Here is a 17377-nt window from a genome sequence, read left to right on the forward strand (position 1 = left end):
GAGGGAACTTTTGTACAAAATCATCGCCGCCATATGGGTCGTAATAATGCCTCAATCAGCACTCAACCCGGCTTATTAACGGTCGACCAATTATGCGGAATTTTGCCGGGCGGAACGATGAACCCGCTTTCTCAATTTCCCATATTCTCGCAAGTTGTCAGGAAACCACTGATCCGATCTGAAAAACGGGCAGGAACGAGGCGACCATCATTCCGGCGACGGCGAGGCCGACGAATACCGTCAGCAAAGGATTGATCAGCCCGGTAACCGTTTCAAGCCGGTCGTGGAGTAGCCTTTCAAAATAGTCAGCCGAAGACAGCATGAGTTCATCGAGGGTTCCGGCCTCTTCGCCGGCGGCGATCATCTGCAATACGATGCCGTGGAAAATATCATGTTCACGAAAAGCATTGGACAGGCCGGCGCCGTGCTCGACGTCCTCGGCGATCTGATAGATGGTTTCGCGGATAAAAACATTGGCTGACGCCTCCGCCGAAAGGACGAGGGCTTCCAGGATAGGGACTTCGTTTTTGATCTGCACGGCCAGGGTGCGCAGGAATCTGGACAACGCGCCCATCCGCCAGATGCTTCCCATCAGCGGCAACCTGAGTTTATGTTCGTCCCAGACGGCGCGCCCGTCTTCGGAAGCAATCCATGCGGCAAAGGTAAAGCCGCCGATAACAATCCCGCCGACAATCAAATACCAATTGCTCACCCAATAGTCTCCGATATCCAGCAGAATTCGGGTCGGAACGGGAAGTTCCCGGTTGAAACTGGAAAACATCTTGGCAAAGCGGGGAAGGATAAAAATAACCATCCCGTTGAAGACCAGAAAAAAGGCGACGAGCATGAAAACGGGATAGGACAGGGCGCCCCGCACTTTCCTGCTGACCGTATCCATCACGGCAAGGTAGTTGGTGATCTGGGCAATGGATTCCCCAAGCCTTCCCGACGCCATTCCCGCCCTGATGACATTGACGTAGATATCGCTGAAAACATTGGGATGTTCAGCCAGGGCGTCGCCCAGATCGACGCCGTGCTTCACTCCGTGAGAGACGGCCTCGACGACTTCACGCAGCTTAACTTGCGGGGTTTCCCTGGCCAGATTGTCGAGCACATCAACGAGTTGCAGGTTGCTCCGGATCATAGAGGCAAACTGTTGGGTGAAAATAAGAAGATGCGTCGAACGAACGGCTGCCATCAGTGGGTCTCGCCAAGAACGCGAATGACTTCTTCGTGGGTGGTTATTCCTTCTTCGACCAGATGCAGACCGTGCCTGATCAGGGTCGTCATTCCGTTGCGGATGGCGTGCGCGCGCAGGGAATCGGCGTTGAAGTTGGCCGACATGATCATCGCCCGCGCCTCGCTGGTCATCTCGAACAGCTCAAAGACCGCCTGACGCCCCAAATATCCGGTATTATGGCAATGTACGCACCCGGCGCCCTGAACATAATACATCTGTGGGTCGATCTCTATTCCCAGCACCGCAAGCCGTTCGTTGGAAATGCCTTCTTCCTCCAGCTTTCGCAATAATTTTTCCCCGGAAACAGAATTCTTGCAGTGTTGGCAAATGCATCTTACCAGACGCTGGGCGACGGCCAGCGACAGCGCGTTGGCAACAAGGAAAGCGTCAATATTCATATCCAGCAGGCGCGTGATCACGCCTACGGCGTCATTGGTGTGGATCGTTGAAAATACGATATGTCCGGTCAACGACGCCTGAATCGCCATCGACGAGGTGTCCACGTCCCGGCACTCGCCGATCATGATAACATCGGGGTCCTGGCGAAGAATGGTGCGCAGGCCGGAAGCGAAGGTAAGGTTGATCTTCTCGTTGACCTGCATTTGATGAACGCCCCTGACGCGGTATTCAACGGGGTCTTCGATGGTCAGAACGTTCTTGGCGTCCTTGTCAATGCTGCCGAGACAGGAATACAGAGTCGTCGTTTTCCCCGATCCGGTGGGGCCGCTGATCATCATCAGGCCGTAGGGGGCATTAATCTTGTCCTTCAGCACGCGCAGGTCTCTGGCCAACAGCCCCAGGGCTTCCGGCGACGGCCTAAGGGCGCTCTTGTCCAGCAGACGCATCACCACCTTTTCACCGTGAACGGTCGGATAGGAGGAGACGCGCACGTCAATCGGCGTACCCCTGATCACGGCGCCGATTCTTCCGTCCTGGGGCCGCCGTTTTTCCGCCACGTCCATTCCCGATATGATTTTCACCCGCGAAATAATTCCGGGATGAAGTTGCTGCGGCAGCGTCGTGTCTTCGTGGAGAATGCCGTCAACGCGATTGCGCACCAGAACGCTGTCTTCGGTCGGCTCGATGTGGATATCCGACGCCCCCTGCATAAATCCGCGATGAAGAAAGAAATTAACAATCTGCGGAACGTCAATGCTTTCGATCCTGCTGCGAATCTGCCGCTCACGATCCATGGTGATGTCAATGGCGATGCCGATTTTGCCGGCCTCTTCTTCGCTTACCAGGTTTTTCAAACGGTTGATGGTGGTGAAGAAGGAACCCGGCGAGGCCAGAACCTTCTCTACCGATGACCTGGCGCAGCGGGCGACCCAATCATCCTGCATGATATCGAACGGATCGATGGTCGCGTAACGGACGGTGTTTTTACGGCGCGGCTCCAGGACCTGGACCCCCATGGTCTCGGCGGCGGCAATGGGGAGCCAGTCAACGCTGATCACTTCATCGCCGAGCGACCTTTCGTCCCTGATCAACTGAATTCCCAGCTTCTTGGCGACAAAATCGAAAATATCGTCCTTGAAACGAACCGAGTCGTCATCGGCGAGGGTTTTAAAAAAGGTGCGGCCGCTGTCCCTGGCCGTCTGCGTCAGGGCTTTCGCCATCGCTTCCCCGAGCAGATTGGCTTTGACAAGATCAATGGCAATGCCGGTCAGGCCGGTAACGGGGCGGCGTTGTTCCCTGTCCTGCCGTCCGTCGCCGGTCGTTTTATCAACTTCGGGAGCGACCTCTGTCGTTCCTTCGCCCCCTGACGATTCGGCCATCACCGTGGTTTTGGCTCCAATAGTGGATTCCTCTCCCTCTGTAGCCTCGGGTAAAATTTCCGTCGCCGCCGCGCCGCCGGGAATCGTCATTTCCTCACTATCGACGATGGCCTCCCTGCGGTTTTTTTCAGTTATCGCCTGATACTCGACAATGATCCGGGTCGTGCCGATCAGGATTTCATCTTTATCTTTAACCGGTTGCGGATTGAGAAGAGGTTCTCCGTTGAAAATAGCGCCGTTGGTGCTGTTGAGGTCGTTGACTATCCAGCCGTCGCCGTTATCCCACCTGATTTCGCAATGGCACAGCGAAATATGTTTGTCGGGAATCTGCACATGAATGCCGCGTGACTTGCCTCTTCCCTTGCGGCCGATGACGTGGCGTTTTCTGGCGTTGGGCAGGGCGAGCAGGTATTCATCTCCGTCGGTGGGATGAATCCTCAGGCTGATGTCGGGTCGTTCAGTCACGTTGCGTTACTCGTCATAGACAAGGCGAAAGCCGATGTCGGAGCGCCGCTCACCGGGGTCGGCGCAGGAACGGAAAGCGCAACGCCCCATGCCGCTAAAGCTCTGGTAGCTTCCGCCGCGCAGACTGCGGGGGCCTGTCGGGGCGTTATTAATCGGGTCCACACAATCGTTCTCCAGCGAACGGTAGAAAGCGGCGTCAAAAACATCGGCGCACCAGTTCCATACATTACCGCACATATCCCAAATACCAAAGGGATTGCGCCCGGACGGATGGGCGTCAACAGGGCTGGTGGCGCGCCACACGTTATTGATGTTCGCCTGTGACGGCTGCGGGGCGTCCTGTCCCCATGGGTATTCCGCAAATCTGACGCCTCCCCTGGCCGCCCGCTCCCATTGCGCCTCGGTAGGCAATTTTCCGCCGGCCCAAACGGCGAAAATACCGGCCTCTTCAAAGGTGACGCTGACAACCGGATGATTCTCACGCCCGAACTCAGGATGACCGGCAAGGGGAGGCAAGGGGCGGCCCGTCGCCCGGATAAAAGTCATGTAATCCCGATTGCTTACCGGACAGGCGTCAATGAGGAAGGGCGAAAGCTTGACCCGCCTCGGCGGTTTCTCATTGGCGTTCGCGCTTGTCGGCGGCGACCCCAGGTAGTCCGTTCCTCCGGGAACGGCGACCCGCTTGCGTTCATAGGCGGCGCCGGCGCCGGGGGTGACATCCGGGCTTTTCAGGATTACCCGCCTGAGGACGGAAAGCGCCTCGTCGGCGGACGAAGGACGATCCGCCCGCTCGTAGGCGGTAAGCTGCAAAATCAGCCGGTCAAGAACCGGAGGAATCACCGGACAGAAGACGCTCGGCGGATCAATGTCTTCAAGGGGAATGCGCGGCGGCTCCTTGGTTTTCATGACATTGCGAAGGGAATTGGGAGGGACGTTGCCGGTAAACAGTTCATAGGCGATGATGCCGAGAGCAAACAGATCGCAACGCTGATCGACCGCGCCCGGCGCCGTGTACTGTTCCGGCGCCATGTACCTCGGCGTTCCGCTGATCTCTCCGTCGCCAAGCCCGCCCAGAACGGATATCCCGAAATCCATAATTACCGGCTTGCCGATATCGCCGTTCTTGAGGAAGATGTTGGCGGGCTTGAGGTCACGATGCACGATACATGAGTGGGCGACGACCAGGGCCTCGCAGACGCGGATAAGAAGATTCAATCGTTCGGGGGCGGTGGCCGACATTTGCCCCTTGTGGGCCGCGCTCCACTCCTTCAGATCGATGCCTTCGATAAGGTCCATGACGATCCCGACGCCCTCCGGACCCTCATAAATATCGTGAATGGGACAGATGTTGGGATGACGGAGCTGACGGGAGATCACCACCTCGCGGCGCATGCCCTCGACCAGACGCCGGTTTTCACGGGCCTGCTTGTTAAGCAGCTTGATCGCCACTTCGCATTCGAGCTTGTTGTCAAACGCGCCATGAACGACGCCGTGGGCGCCTTTGCCGATTTGCCGCCATTCCGTGAAACGCCCTGCGGTCGGCATGCCCCACCCGTTCAGGCTACGATCAAGACGAAGCCTGTGCCGTCATCATGGGGCGGCGTTGTAAGTGGCGGCAGGTCCGGCCCCGCTACAGGTGCCGCCGGCGGTAAAGGTCGATCCCGCAACATACATCCGGGTCAGGGCATGGTTGTTCCATTCCGGAAGCGTCGATCTTTGAGTGGAATAGTAAATAACATCCGTGGCGGCGGCGCCGGCCGCCGCTGAATCCGCCTTTATGCAGACGAACGAAGCCCTGTCGGCGTCAATAGCAACGGAAACCGTATATTTCCATCCATGACCCGCAGACAGCACGACCTCCGGAATAATGTCGGTCATACAGGCGGCGGCGCAGGATGCCTCCACTTTGTTGTAGGTGGTTCCAACGGCGGTTGTAAGGGCGGCTACCGTCATGGAGGGGTGAGCGTCAACATAACCACGGATGGACTTTTCGATGCGCGCCGCCTGGGAAATCGGCTCGGCGGTCTCGGCGTTCTTGATGAACCTGACCATCTGCGGAATGCCGATCGCGGCAAGAATGCCGATGATGGCGACGACGACCATCAACTCGACCAGAGTAAATCCCTGTTCTCTGGAAATTCTTGCCTTCATTACGATCTCTCCCTGCATATTTTTACACACAAATTAAACAATAAAACAGTTGACGCTAACCCGCAAGCTTATACTCCATAAGCACCCTGGAACCATTGGGAGATTCCCCATATTTATATTCGAGTCGAATATAGTTTCTGGCATCGGGATTATAATACCAGCGCTCGAATCCCCGCCAGTTTGAATCCAGGCCCTGGGTCCGCATAACGATTACCCAGCAATCGAACGTTCCGGCGGGGACCGTGATCTTTTCGCGGCCTTCGATCACCCATGAGGTCCGGTGGCGAACCAGTTCATCATTGCGCATGTACTCGCGGACGAAAGAGACCGGCTGGTTAATGCCGGTAGTCAGCAGGTCCATGGGATCGCTGGTGCGAAAGACAACGCGCCGGTATATCGTGCGGGATTTGGATTCTTCGGTGAAGAATCCCCGGCGAACAAACCACTGATCGGCGTCATCCAGTCGCGTAAACTCGGCGGTTCCATCGGCGTTGACCTCGGTCACCTTCATCCCATAGCCGTCGCTGTAGGTCCATGAATCGCCGACTTTCCACTGGGGAGCGGGGATGGTAATGGCGGCGGCGGGCTTCGGCGAGACGTCGGAAGACGGGGCCGCCATGACGGCTGATTCCGTGGTTTGACCGGGCAACAGACAGCCGGACGCAATCAGGGCGCAGACGGCCGACATGCCGACGGTTCTCAAAATTCTCATAGTTCCCATGCCATCAACCATCAAATCTTCACAAATTTACCCAACCACCGCTTCCGACATCGGCTGCGGACTTTATTCTATATTCGTAAAGCGCCGGACGAACCCACCCGGCGCGCAACGTTCCCATCGAAGTGACGGCGCGGACGACCAGCGCATTGTCGTTGTCCGTGAACGCTTCAAAACGAAAATCCTCCGGCGGCATTTTGAGACTTAGCGTGGTCATCGCCTTGGCCAAAGCAATCTCGTCTGCGGAAAAATAAACATATCTCTCGCGCTGGGCGTAGTGGTCTCTTTCCGCCTTGGCGATGTTTTTAACCACGGCCTCGGCGGAGGCGTTGACGCCGCCGGAAATAAACACGTCGCCGACCAGCGCGTACATGACGGCTACGCCCAGGATCAACGTCCCCAACGCCCAGTTTATGGAAGTGACCAAACGAAGCATTTCAGCGGACCCTATACCGTGTATCCGTCATGCGCGGGCTTGACCCGCGCATCCACGGCTTTTTGCCCCAACTCGAAAACAAGGCGTGGATGGCCGGGACAAGCCCGGCCATGACGATGAAATTAAGATCAAATTCCTTCAAGCGATTCACCTGGGTTTATTCGTCTTCTTCCTGGGATTGCAGATTGTTTGTCGAAACGTCGCTTTTGCCCTGAACGTCTTTTCGCATTTCAGAGAGGCCCATCTTCCGGCTTTGCAGATAGCGTCTCTCGGCGATGTCGCGGGGCAGTATTTCCTCGGGGAAAATTATTTTGGGAGTAATAAAAAAGATGGTCTCCACCAAGGTATCCGTCGAGGTATCGGTTCCGAACAATTTTCCGAGAAAAGGAATTCTCCTTAAATAAGGCACGCCCTGGGTATTGTCGCTGCGCGTGTCATCAAGCAATCCCCCCATCATGAAGGTGCGTTCATTGGGGATAATAACTTCCGTCTGCACCTCCTGGCCGGAAGCGGAAGCGACCGAGGTGGCGAGGGCGCTGGTGCTTAGGGTGGTGTTCTTCGCGGTAACGCTCAGGCGAACCAGCTCCTCGTCCGAGGAATCTTCACGGAGAATAACCGACGGCGTGATGTCCAGGACCAGGCCGACATTGATTTCCTGCAAAGTTGAGGGCATGTTCTGGCCGGTGGTGGAAACGAAATGCTCCGACCCCGTGCGCTCGACCCTGGCGGGGACATTGTTGAGGGTCACCAGGGTGGGCGAGGCGATGGTCTGGGCCTTGTTGTCTTTTTCAAAGGCGCTCAACTGGGTCTGAAGCGCCCATTCGGTGCCTTGCCAGACATAGCCGCCGACAATGGTTTGGGTCGCCGCCGCGATTACTTCCGCCGCTCCCGCCGCCGCCCCGCCAAGTCCCGCCGCTACGGCGTCAGGATTAGCCGACGTTATGCCGGTATTGGCCCCGGAATATGTCGCTCCCGAAACGCCGGCGACTCTCGCCGCGTTTGCGCTGCGCTCCGCCGCCCATTTGAGGCCGAGGGTATCGCTGAGTCCCCGTTCCGCCTTGACGATAATCACTTCGATCTCGACCATGGGAACGGGCTTGTCCAACTGGCGCACCAGTTTTTCGATGCGATCCAGTTCATCGGGCGTACCCCGCGCAATCACCGAATTGGTGCGGGCGTCAACGGAAATGGTCATGCCGCTCATCGTCTTTTCCGGGGCGATTTCCTTGATCAGCGCCAGGTCTTCCTTGCTCAGGCCCTCCAGGGCCTTTTTCTGGTCGCCGAGCAGCTTGTTCAAGGTCACGTCAATGCCGGGAACGGTAATTTCCTTGCCGTGAAAAACCTTTCTCGTATCGGCGACGGCGGCGAAGCGCAGGGGGATCACCCGGCTGTCGCTATCGAGCAGTCGGCTGAGCAACTTTTTTTGCACTTCCGACTTTTGCGCGGCGAGCTGTGAGGCCACGTCGGCGTTTTGCCGATCCACCGCCAGCCGCTGGCGTTCCAGACTGTCCTGCGCTTGCGACTTGCTCATCTGGGCGCGTTTTTCGCCGGCGCTGCTGATGCTTTCGATCAGGCTGCGCAGGGTTTTCACCTGATCGCTGCTGCCCTCGACCAGCGCCGTGTTGGCGTTCTCAATAAAGGATACCCTGCCGCCCAGTTCGGCGGCGCGCATCGCCGCCATGACGCCTTCCTGGGTGGCGTGTCCCATCGGCACGAAGTCCTGCGCCTTCCCCTGCTTGGAGGAGGTGAAAATAGTGACCATCCTGGTCGTTGTGTCGTAGTCGTACTGGAGACCGTTTTCCTCGATCAATTTATTGAAGGCGCCTTGCAGCGGCATCTTGAATTCGCCGGAAACCTTCCCGTCCACTCCCGGACGGAAGATGACCTGCAAGCCGTTCTGGCGCAGAACGGAGCGCAAGGCGTTCTTGACGTCCTCTTCCTGGAAGAAGCCCTCGAACATCTCCTCTTTCCAGGGGACATTCTGGGCCGCGTCCGTCTTCACCGCCGACAGGCCGACGCCGAGGACCACCGCCAAGCAAAAACCTACCCGCAGGGATATGTTACGAATGTTTGAAATCATTGCCCAGTCAGTCACTTAACAAAGCTGCCGATCAGTCCGGCGACCGACATACTAAACAGTTATGAAATTGACGTAAAGACGCCAAATTTCGGCGCCCCATAACAGGGATATCAGGGCGGCGACGGCGAGGAACGGGCCGAAGGCGATATGCCGCCCTCTCCCATATTTTCCGGCAAGCACAAGCGCCGATCCCAGGATCGAGCCGACGGCGCAGGCCAGAAACAGGGTCAGGGGCAGACCCTGCCAGCCCAGCCACGCGCCGACGGCGGCGAAAAGCTTGAAGTCTCCGCGCCCCATCGCCTCCTTGCCGGTCAGCCGCAGCGCCGCCTGAAAGATCAGCCACAGGGACAGATAACCGGTCGCCGCGCCGATCAGGGCGTCAATAAAGCCGGCGAAAAGCCCGAAAGCGTTTGCCGTCAGACCCAGCCCCAGTAGCGGCAGGGAAATGGCGTCGGGGATCAGCATATGCTCCCAGTCAATAACCAGAATGCACAGCAAGGCCCAGGCGAACGGCAAGGCAAAGGCCAATCGCCATGTGATCCCGAAATGCAGCGCCGAACCGACGGCCAACAACGCGGCGGACAGTTCGACCAACGGATAACGCGGAGAAATCGGCTTGCCGCAGTGAAAGCACCGCCCCCTCAACAACAGGTAGCTTACCAGGGGAATATTATCGATTGCCCTGATCGGATGGGCGCAATGGGGACAGTTTGACGCCGGCCACGCCAGATTGAGGCGTTCAGGCGAACGAAGAATCATTATGGGCAGGCGATGGATAACCACGTTGAGAAAGCTGCCGATGACGGCGCCCGATATTCCCAAAATGACTGCCCAGACCCCTTCAGGGATCGGCGGCATATTTTTTTCTCCCTAATGCCGGGCGATGATATTACAACATTACCGAAGACTACAGGCGGATTCTTGAATTTCAGGACAGGCTTTAACGACGTGACAAAGATCGGCGACCCATCTTACGGCGCGAAGCAATCCGGGTTCACCTTGATTGAACTGCTGGTGGTGACGGCGATAATCGGCATCCTGGCTGCCTTGGGGTTGCCCTACATGCAGATATATATGCTGAAGGGAGACCTCAGCCAGGCGCAACCGTACCTGATGCAGATCGCTTCCAAGGAGCGCATCTACAAGCTGCGCAACGGCAAATTCTATATCAGCGCCGGCAACCTGGAACAGGATTTAGAGGACAATCTGGGCGTTGACCTGCGGGACGCCGGAGACTTCTGTTTCATGGTCGTTTGCGAAGCCTCCTGCACTACCGGCGCCGGCGTCGCCGCCGTCACCGCCGCCGATTATGTTTCTGCGGCCAAGGCCGGCGATCCGGCCATCGAACTGGAGGTATGGGCGGTGCTGCGCGCCGATTCCGGCGCTTCCGTCGGGTCATGCACCGTCGCCGACAGCAAATTGCCGCCCCAGGGCTGGGTCCAGTCCGGCGGACGGGGCGGAGAGGGACGGATCGTCGTCATGCGCTATCCGTCGCCGGGCGACGGCATCGACAGCGCCGGATACGACTGGAGCGGAGGCGCCAGCTACTCCGATGCTCTCTCCGCGACTGACCTCCCCTAACCCCTCCTTGGTAAGGAGGGGAAAGTGGCGGCGGCGCTTCAAAATAACTCCTCCCCTTACGAAGGGGAGGCCGGGAGAGGTTAAATTGCGGGGACGCATGAACAAGGAATTTCGCGGGCAGGATGCCCGTCGCCAAGCCGGGTTCACCCTGGTCGAGGTGATGGTGGGGATCGTGTTGACCGCTATCCTCGCCCTCGGCCTGACGGCCTTGTGGGCGTTTGTCGGCGACGAGTTCCTGCGCCTCGGCTTGCGCCAGAAGGCGGTCTTTGCCCTCAACAGCGAAATGGAACGGCTGGCGATGGTTTACAAATTGGATGCGCCGACAACCGAAACGGTCACGGTCAACGGCAACCCTCGCCTGATCTACAAAAGCGATTATAATTTCGGCGCCATTATCGACGCCAACAGCGATTTCCAGATCGGCGAGGTTTTTTATCATAACGGCGGCGCCGGCGTCGCCGACGATAAAAACCTGATATGGCTGGACAAAGGAAAAAACATCGTCGCCGCCGTCAGTTGGGTAGTCTCTGATCCTGCCACCATCCCGGCGATAAGGGCGACGGAATGCTTTGGCGGCGCCTGCTTTCTGCTGGTTTTATACATCGACTTCCCTTATCGATTCGACGCCGCCACCCAGAATTTGCAGCCGATGGCCCCGGTCAATAACATCAGCCTGCAAACGATCATCGGGAAGAAGTGATGAAGGCTCGCCTTTATACGCAACGGGGGTTCACCATTATCGAATTGCTGGTGGCGACCACCGTCGGTCTGCTGCTGATGTCCGGGGTGATGACCATCATGTACCAGTCGGCGGGCATGGCCGAGGTCATGCGCGGACAGATCGTCATGAACCAGCAGGCCCGCGAGATGTTCCGCATTCTTACCGACGGCGGCGTCGGCTACGACAACATAGGTTCTGCCGGCAAGGCGGTGGCGGGGCTGCGGGGACGCAAGAAAGGTGACCCTCTTCTTACCGCAGCGAACTTGACGTCGGGTTACCGCATGAAGATAAGCGACGGCTCTAATGACGTCCTCAGCAGCCGGCTCATAGCTCATCAGGTTAAATGCGCCGCCGTCGGCGATCCCTTGGGCGACTGCCTCGCCGGCGGCGAAATCAAAAGCGTCGATGGATATCTGGCGGCGGCGCCGACCCTGATTGAGCCGTTAGACCCCGCCATTCCTTGGGCGGTGATGGAGGTGAAGCTGATCGATCCCCGCACTGTCGGCAGCAGCTTTGCCGGAAGGGGAGAAGCCACAGATTCCTTTTACGCCATCATCGGCCTTAACAAGGAAATCGCACCATGATGCGCCGCCGGGCGCATAGCCAAAGAGGCGCCATACTTATCACCATCATGGTGGTGATGATGGTAACCATGCTGATGGCCTCCACCCTGATCAACCACTTCGCCGTCCAGGAAGCGGGAGCCATCGAACAGCAACTCGCCGACATCCGGGCCAACTGGGCGATGATGGGCCACGTCAACTATGCGCTGAGCCGGGCGTCGCAAAAAGACCCCGATCTATGCGTAGCGGCGACCTGCATCAATAAGGACGCCTCGCGCACGGACGCCTTTACCGCCCTGTTCAGGGAACTTGGCGCGTTCGGCTCACGAAATTGGATATACAGTGAATATGTCGGAGGGGCTTATTCTTTTAACGTTCAGGCAGAGGCGTCAAATGTAGATACCGTTGACGGGAAGCTCCGCCTGCTGATGAGCGTTCCCGCTCCCAACGTCGGCGCCTTCGACAGCCTTTCCGGCATCAAGGGCGCCAGGATGTGGGTGGATATCTGTCTTACCAACAACACAACGACATGCCCTGCCCTCACCACTGAGGGATACGGCAAAAGCCTGATCACCAACGTCCTGCGTTCGGACCCGGCCTTGCAATAAAAAACAGATAAATTATAAAGACTCGCTGTTGCGCCTGATCCAACAAGGGAAACGCATGTTTTTCCGCAAGAAACAACCGCCGCCGCAGAAAGTCGAGACCGAGGGTTCCGGCCGTCTGTTCATCCATTTCTCCGAAGACGGATGGTCGGCCTTGCAGGACGATCCCGCGCAGCCTGACCTCAAGCCCGAAGAAAGCGGCGAGGCCGTCAACATCAACGAAACCGGCGCCGCGCGCATGGAAACCATCATCAAGATGGCGGCACGAAACTTTTCCGGGCGCAAGCTTGACGCCATAAAGAGCGTCCATATTCTGCTTGATGACCCCATTGTCCAGTTTGCCGACGCCAAGAGTCTTCCGGTCAATATTCACAACCCGAGCGCCCTGTGCGAATTCGGCGCCCGTTACCTTAATGTCCCCGCCGCCTGTTACGGCAACCGCAATTTCGGCATTTTCGCGCGCGGCGACGACAGCCGCCCTCCCCAGGAAACCGATTTCATCAGCGGCGAAAGAAAACAGGACGGCATATACGCCTTCATGGACGCCCGGCAGATCCGCGTCTATCTGAGTCTGATGGACGACATGGCGCTTAAGGTCGCCGCCGTCACCCCTGTCGGCGACCTTTTGCTCAGACGCTCGGAAGCCCGCCCCAACGCGGCCTATGCCGCCCTTTATATTGCCGCCGATGCCTGCTATCTCGCCCTGGCCAACTCCGGGGTGGGATCGGCGCTGGTTCGAACCATTCCCGTCGGACTGATGACCCCGGTCAAAAAGACGGCGGAGGCCAATTCGGTCACGACGGCGGAGGCCCTGGCCGAATTTCACGAACGGGATTATTTTTCCGACATCAGGCTCGGCGATAAAACCGCCGCCGCCGATTTGCTGACAGAGAATATATACCAGCGAACCCTGGCGCCGCTGTTGAAGAATTATTTCACGACGATTGCCGAGACCCTGGACTTTTTTGAAACCCAAAGAATCTCCGGCCGCCCTTCCGGCATCGAGATATTCGGCGACGTTGAAAGGCTTAAGGGTTTTAAGGAGCTGTTGGTCAGGAACCTCGGCATTCCGGCGACTTTCCCCGCAGAAAGCCTCATCAGCCTTTTTTACAAATCCGCGCAAAGCCCTTCCGTCAACCTGCTTTCGGGGGCAACCGAAAGTCTGCTCACCATCGGTAAAAAGAAATATACATTTTCCAGGGAAGGCTTCGTTTCCAGCGCCGATCTGGCGCGGGAAACCTTGTCCGTCGAGAACGCCAGACTATCCAAGCAAAAGGAGCAGAGCCGGGTCTCCCGCCTGCGAAAGACCGGAAAAAGACCGAGCGGCGAAACGAAAAAGAAAGCCGGCGGCGGGCTTTCCCTTTCATTTAACAGGCTGTTTTCCAGAAATAAACAGGGTGAACCCGTTTCCGACGATGACGACCTCAGCGGCGAATCCAGGGACAACGACCGGCAATACTTCATGCTTTTCGGGATTGTCGTGGTCGGACTTTTTTATCTGTCATGGATGCAGTTCGATGCCGTTGACGCCGACTACCAGGGTAAGATTTCCGCCCTTCAAAATGAGGTTGCCAAGGGTCATAACCTCCGCAAGGAGCTGAACCGGTCAAGCCGCCTTCCGGCGAATCTGGCGCCGGAGTTCAACAAGGTGCTTTGGTCTGAAAAGTTTCTGGCCATCGCCTCCGACATGAACGAGGCGATGTGGCTTACCGACGTTTATCTCAGCGACGAATCCCGCGAAATAGGGAGCGAAGCGGTGGTCAGCAAGAAACTGACCCTGGAAGGCGCGGTCCTTCCCTCCTTCGACGGCCATATCCTGAAAATCGGCGATTACATCGACAGGCTGATCAAGGACGAGGAATTCTTCATGAGCGACTTCAGGGAAATTACCTTTGAAGGCGCCGAGCTGGATGCGGCGGAGGAAGATCATGTGGTGCGCTTCGCCATCGCCGCCTGGTACGACAAAAACAAGCGGGTGCACGCCCTGGAGAAAGAAATAGAGGCCGGTTCCTCGCCGCTCGAAAATATGCAGAGCAAAGTGGACAAGCACAATAAACTTCTGGATAAGTCCGTAGGCGGGGGCAACTGAATGGAAGCCTTTTTCCAACAATACCGGAACTTCCTGCTTTCCGTTTTGTATGTGACCGCCGCCCTTCTGGTCGCCGGCTATGTAACCATGTATTCGGCGCGCAGCGCCGATACCGGTAAAGTCATAGCCGCCAATAACGTCTACGCGGCTGAAAACAAGGCGCTTCAGGATATCCTGAACAAGAAAAAGGAAGCGCTTAAACAAGACGGCGGCGGACAAACGGCGATTAACTCACTGCCCGCTTTCCTGGAGCGCATCAACAACATCGCCAAACAGACGGAAGTCATCATCCGTAAGTTGACCCCGGATAAAACCAGCAAGTATCGGTTCACCCTCGAAATCATCGACGATTACTTCAAGTTCATAAAGTTCTCATCGATGCTGGAATCCCTGAACGTCAGCATTCATGACATCCAGGTTCATCCTTACGACATGAGCAAGACGCCGCCGCTTCACGCCATTTCCTTTTCACTGACGCCGCGCGCCGACGCCGAACCCCTGTCGAGTTCCCGTCTTGACGATCTTTGGGTCAAAGTCGATATGATGAACAAGCGCAATCCCTTCCAGCGCTTTGCCTATAATAAGAACCAGCAAAAAATTCTCCAGGAAATCGACCTGACCTGGGTCAACAAGCTGTCCGGCATCGGCAAGGTCGGCGACAATCGTTACGCGACCATCGACGGCAAGGATTACAACATCGACGACAAGGTTGACGGCATGAAAATCATCGGCATCGACGCCGATCGCGTGTTCCTGACCAAAGAGACGCCGAACGGCATTGAAAAATACCAGCTTAAATTTCGTACGATAAAAGAGAAAAAGAAATAATTTAGAAACCATTTCCTTTGAAAATAGCGGGTTGGACCGATTCGCTTTTTTTCGAAGGAGCCGGCCGTTATGAAAAAACTTGCTGTTTCCGTCTTCGCCGCCCTGCTTACCGCCGTCGTCTTTTCGCCGACGGCGACGGCGGGAGATACCGTCAAGGATGCGGTCATGGACTACCGTCTCGGTTATTACCGATCAGCGTTCATGAAAATGAGCCGCCTCGCCGAGAAGCAAAATCCGGAAGCCATGTTCTGGCTGGGATCGATGTGGCACAAGGGACTCGGCGCGCCGCGCGATTACGTCAAGGCATTCTCCTATTACACCGAAGCCGCCCTCATGGGCGACGCCAAGGCCCAGAATAATCTCGGGCTTCTTTACCGCGACGGCCTGGGCGTCAAGCGTAACCGGATCGCCGCGCTTGCCTGGTTCATGGTCGCCGCCGACGACCATGACGCGATAGCGCAGGCCAATAAGGACCGTCTGGCGCACAGCATGACGCCTGATCAAATCAACCGCAGCCGGGAAACGGCGAAAGAAGCTAAAACCGGAATTGAGGCCGCCGGCCATGCCGCCCAACTCCCGAACGCTCCCCGTCAAGCAATACAAAACAGCCCGGAAACGCCCAAACAGGGCTTTCAACTGTCAAGCGCCGCGCCGCGCTGATTTTGATCACTCGTGACGGGGAGACGCCGTTGATGGAAGACAGAAAGTTCAGGCTTATCACCAGAAGCGATTTCGACGGTCTGGTCAGCGCCATCCTTTTGAAGGAAATAGACCTGATTGAGGACATCTTTTTTGTCCATCCCAAGGACATGCAGGACGGGACGGTCCCCGTTACCGACGGCGATATCCTTTCCAACCTTCCCTACAACAAGAACGCCCATCTGGTCTTTGATCATCACCTGAGCGAGGCGATGCGGGTCCGCGACAAGCCGGAAAACTATATCATCGACCCGACCTCTCCATCGGCGGCCAGGGTTATTTACAATTACTACGGGGGCAAGAACAGTTTTCCCCATATTGAGTTTTTCGACATCATGGAGGCCGTTGATAAATGCGACGCCGCCCGCTTTTCGCCCGAGGAAATCATTCATCCGAACGCCTGGGTGTTGCTGGGTTTCCTTATGGACGCCAGGACCGGACTGGGACGATTCAAGGAATTCAGCATTTCCAACTATGATCTTATGATCAATCTTATCGATTATTGCCGCGACCATACCGGCGACGAAGTCCTGAAACAGCCCCATGTCAAGGAACGGGTAGACCTTTACATGGAGCATCAGGAAAAATTCAAGGAGCAGATCAGGCGTTGCATAACCGTTCATGGCAACCTCGGCGTTCTCGATCTGCGCAAAGAGGAAATCATATACGCCGGCAATCGGTTCATGATTTACGCCATGTACCCGAATATCAATATTTCCATTCATGCAATGCGGGGCCGCAATGACCAGAACACCGTCTTTGCCGTCGGTAAATCGATTATAGACCGAAGCTCCATCACCAATGTCGGCGCTCTCATGCTGAAATACGGCGGCGGAGGCCATCAGGCCGCCGGCACCTGTCAGATCGACAATGATCGCGCCGATGAGGTTCTGAAGAAACTGATCGCGGGAATCACCGCCGACGGCTGAACAATCAGGTATCAGGCATAACGGGCCAGGATCACGGTGATGTTGTCCTTGCCGCCGTTTTCATTAGCCATCGTGACGAGGTCGCTTGCCGCCGACCGCAGATCAGGTTGGGAGCACAAGATCAGCTCTATGTAGCGGTCGCCTACCATGTTGCAAAGACCATCCGAGCACAGCAGATAGACATCGCCGCCGAGCAATTCCTCAATGCGCGTATCGGCCTTGGCGTCGGGCCATGGCCCGAGAGCGCGGGCGATGACGTTACGTTTCGGAGGGTCGCCCCAGCCGCCCTCGTCCATCCATTGCTCATAGGCGGTGTGATCGCGGGTAAGCTGAGTAAGCTTGTGATCGCGCAGCCTGTAAACACGGCTGTCGCCGACATGAAAAACAGCGGCCTTTTTTTCGTCCTCCAGCAGCCACAGGCCGACGATGGTGGTTCCCATGCCGGTTCCGTCGCGGCAATCGTTTTTCTTGTTTTCGTCGTTGATCCTGCGGCA

The 17377-nt window shown here is 56.9% G+C and carries 16 protein-coding genes and 1 pseudogene (1 of these 17 cut by a window edge); 8 read left to right on the forward strand and 9 right to left on the reverse strand.

The window, feature by feature from the left end; all coding sequences use genetic code 11:
• Positions 1-157: 157 nt before the first annotated feature.
• From A3H92_01440 to A3H92_01475, 8 genes are all read right to left on the reverse strand, one after another.
• Positions 158-1198: a hypothetical protein gene (locus A3H92_01440; GenBank protein ID OHC76333.1), complete on the reverse strand. Its 1041-nt coding sequence runs from the start codon at positions 1196-1198 to the stop codon at positions 158-160.
• On the reverse strand, positions 1198-2859 hold the full coding sequence (locus A3H92_01445) for a hypothetical protein (protein ID OHC76362.1): 1662 nt from the start codon (positions 2857-2859) through the stop codon (positions 1198-1200). Before A3H92_01445 ends, A3H92_01440 begins: the two co-directional genes overlap by 1 nt.
• 630 nt (positions 2860-3489) lie before the next feature.
• On the reverse strand, positions 3490-5028 hold the full coding sequence (locus A3H92_01450) for a hypothetical protein (protein ID OHC76334.1): 1539 nt from the start codon (positions 5026-5028) through the stop codon (positions 3490-3492).
• A gap of 45 nt (positions 5029-5073) precedes the next feature.
• Positions 5074-5634 (reverse strand): hypothetical protein, encoded by a 561-nt coding sequence (locus A3H92_01455; GenBank protein OHC76335.1) that lies wholly within the window; start codon positions 5632-5634, stop codon positions 5074-5076.
• 55 nt (positions 5635-5689) lie between these two features.
• Positions 5690-6367 (reverse strand): hypothetical protein, encoded by a 678-nt coding sequence (locus tag A3H92_01460; GenBank protein OHC76336.1) that lies wholly within the window; start codon positions 6365-6367, stop codon positions 5690-5692.
• Between the two features lie 7 nt (positions 6368-6374).
• Positions 6375-6788: a hypothetical protein gene (locus tag A3H92_01465; GenBank protein OHC76337.1), complete on the reverse strand. Its 414-nt coding sequence runs from the start codon at positions 6786-6788 to the stop codon at positions 6375-6377.
• Positions 6789-6945: 157 nt separating this feature from the next.
• Complete coding sequence (locus tag A3H92_01470; GenBank protein ID OHC76338.1) at positions 6946-8868, reverse strand: hypothetical protein; 1923 nt, start codon at positions 8866-8868, stop codon at positions 6946-6948.
• Positions 8869-8919: 51 nt separating this feature from the next.
• Positions 8920-9726: a hypothetical protein gene (locus A3H92_01475; protein OHC76339.1), complete on the reverse strand. Its 807-nt coding sequence runs from the start codon at positions 9724-9726 to the stop codon at positions 8920-8922.
• 63 nt (positions 9727-9789) lie between these two features.
• On the opposite strand from A3H92_01475, the gene A3H92_01480 reads away from it, so the two are divergent.
• The 8 genes from A3H92_01480 to A3H92_01515 all read left to right on the forward strand — a co-directional run bounded on the left by A3H92_01480 (position 9790) and on the right by A3H92_01515 (position 16883).
• Positions 9790-10449 (forward strand): hypothetical protein, encoded by a 660-nt coding sequence (locus A3H92_01480; protein ID OHC76340.1) that lies wholly within the window; start codon positions 9790-9792, stop codon positions 10447-10449.
• Between the two features lie 97 nt (positions 10450-10546).
• Positions 10547-11149, forward strand: coding sequence for a hypothetical protein (locus A3H92_01485; protein ID OHC76341.1), 603 nt, complete (start codon positions 10547-10549; stop codon positions 11147-11149).
• Positions 11149-11754 carry a hypothetical protein gene (locus A3H92_01490; GenBank protein ID OHC76342.1) on the forward strand — a complete coding sequence of 202 codons (606 nt, stop codon included), beginning with the start codon at positions 11149-11151 and terminating at the stop codon, positions 11752-11754. The genes A3H92_01485 and A3H92_01490 overlap by 1 nt, the downstream gene beginning before the upstream one ends.
• On the forward strand, positions 11751-12341 hold the full coding sequence (locus A3H92_01495; GenBank protein ID OHC76343.1) for a hypothetical protein: 591 nt from the start codon (positions 11751-11753) through the stop codon (positions 12339-12341). The genes A3H92_01490 and A3H92_01495 overlap by 4 nt, the downstream gene beginning before the upstream one ends.
• A gap of 55 nt (positions 12342-12396) precedes the next feature.
• Positions 12397-14427 carry a hypothetical protein gene (locus A3H92_01500; protein OHC76344.1) on the forward strand — a complete coding sequence of 677 codons (2031 nt, stop codon included), beginning with the start codon at positions 12397-12399 and terminating at the stop codon, positions 14425-14427.
• Positions 14428-15255 (forward strand): hypothetical protein, encoded by an 828-nt coding sequence (locus A3H92_01505; protein ID OHC76345.1) that lies wholly within the window; start codon positions 14428-14430, stop codon positions 15253-15255.
• A gap of 69 nt (positions 15256-15324) precedes the next feature.
• Complete coding sequence (locus A3H92_01510) at positions 15325-15915, forward strand: hypothetical protein (GenBank protein OHC76346.1); 591 nt, start codon at positions 15325-15327, stop codon at positions 15913-15915.
• Positions 15916-15947: 32 nt separating this feature from the next.
• Positions 15948-16883 carry an exopolyphosphatase gene (locus A3H92_01515; GenBank protein ID OHC76347.1) on the forward strand — a complete coding sequence of 312 codons (936 nt, stop codon included), beginning with the start codon at positions 15948-15950 and terminating at the stop codon, positions 16881-16883.
• An 11-nt stretch (positions 16884-16894) separates the two neighbouring features.
• Here the strand turns inward: A3H92_01515 and A3H92_01520 are convergent.
• Positions 16895-17377 (reverse strand): annotated as a pseudogene (locus tag A3H92_01520) (hypothetical protein) (it continues 264 nt past the right edge of the window).

The sequence above is a fragment of the Rhodospirillales bacterium RIFCSPLOWO2_02_FULL_58_16 genome, assembly GCA_001830425.1.
Lineage (GTDB): Bacteria > Pseudomonadota > Alphaproteobacteria > Rhodospirillales > 2-02-FULL-58-16 > 2-02-FULL-58-16.

Excerpts from the sequence above, each read along its gene's own strand:
- A3H92_01445 (OHC76362.1), bottom strand. The coding sequence starts at position 2,859 with ATGGCGAAAGCCCTGACGCAGACGGCCAGGGACAGCGGCCGCACCTTT.
- A3H92_01495 (OHC76343.1), top strand. The coding sequence starts at position 11,751 with ATGATGCGCCGCCGGGCGCATAGCCAAAGAGGCGCCATACTTATCACC.
- A3H92_01455 (OHC76335.1), bottom strand. The coding sequence starts at position 5,634 with ATGAAGGCAAGAATTTCCAGAGAACAGGGATTTACTCTGGTCGAGTTG.
- A3H92_01505 (OHC76345.1), top strand. The coding sequence starts at position 14,428 with ATGGAAGCCTTTTTCCAACAATACCGGAACTTCCTGCTTTCCGTTTTG.
- A3H92_01510 (OHC76346.1), top strand. The coding sequence starts at position 15,325 with ATGAAAAAACTTGCTGTTTCCGTCTTCGCCGCCCTGCTTACCGCCGTC.
- A3H92_01475 (OHC76339.1), bottom strand. The coding sequence starts at position 9,726 with ATGCCGCCGATCCCTGAAGGGGTCTGGGCAGTCATTTTGGGAATATCG.
- A3H92_01450 (OHC76334.1), bottom strand. The coding sequence starts at position 5,028 with ATGCCGACCGCAGGGCGTTTCACGGAATGGCGGCAAATCGGCAAAGGC.
- A3H92_01460 (OHC76336.1), bottom strand. The coding sequence starts at position 6,367 with ATGGTTGATGGCATGGGAACTATGAGAATTTTGAGAACCGTCGGCATG.
- A3H92_01440 (OHC76333.1), bottom strand. The coding sequence starts at position 1,198 with ATGGCAGCCGTTCGTTCGACGCATCTTCTTATTTTCACCCAACAGTTT.
- A3H92_01500 (OHC76344.1), top strand. The coding sequence starts at position 12,397 with ATGTTTTTCCGCAAGAAACAACCGCCGCCGCAGAAAGTCGAGACCGAG.
- A3H92_01515 (OHC76347.1), top strand. The coding sequence starts at position 15,948 with ATGGAAGACAGAAAGTTCAGGCTTATCACCAGAAGCGATTTCGACGGT.
- A3H92_01465 (OHC76337.1), bottom strand. The coding sequence starts at position 6,788 with ATGCTTCGTTTGGTCACTTCCATAAACTGGGCGTTGGGGACGTTGATC.
- A3H92_01485 (OHC76341.1), top strand. The coding sequence starts at position 10,547 with ATGAACAAGGAATTTCGCGGGCAGGATGCCCGTCGCCAAGCCGGGTTC.
- A3H92_01470 (OHC76338.1), bottom strand. The coding sequence starts at position 8,868 with ATGATTTCAAACATTCGTAACATATCCCTGCGGGTAGGTTTTTGCTTG.
- A3H92_01490 (OHC76342.1), top strand. The coding sequence starts at position 11,149 with ATGAAGGCTCGCCTTTATACGCAACGGGGGTTCACCATTATCGAATTG.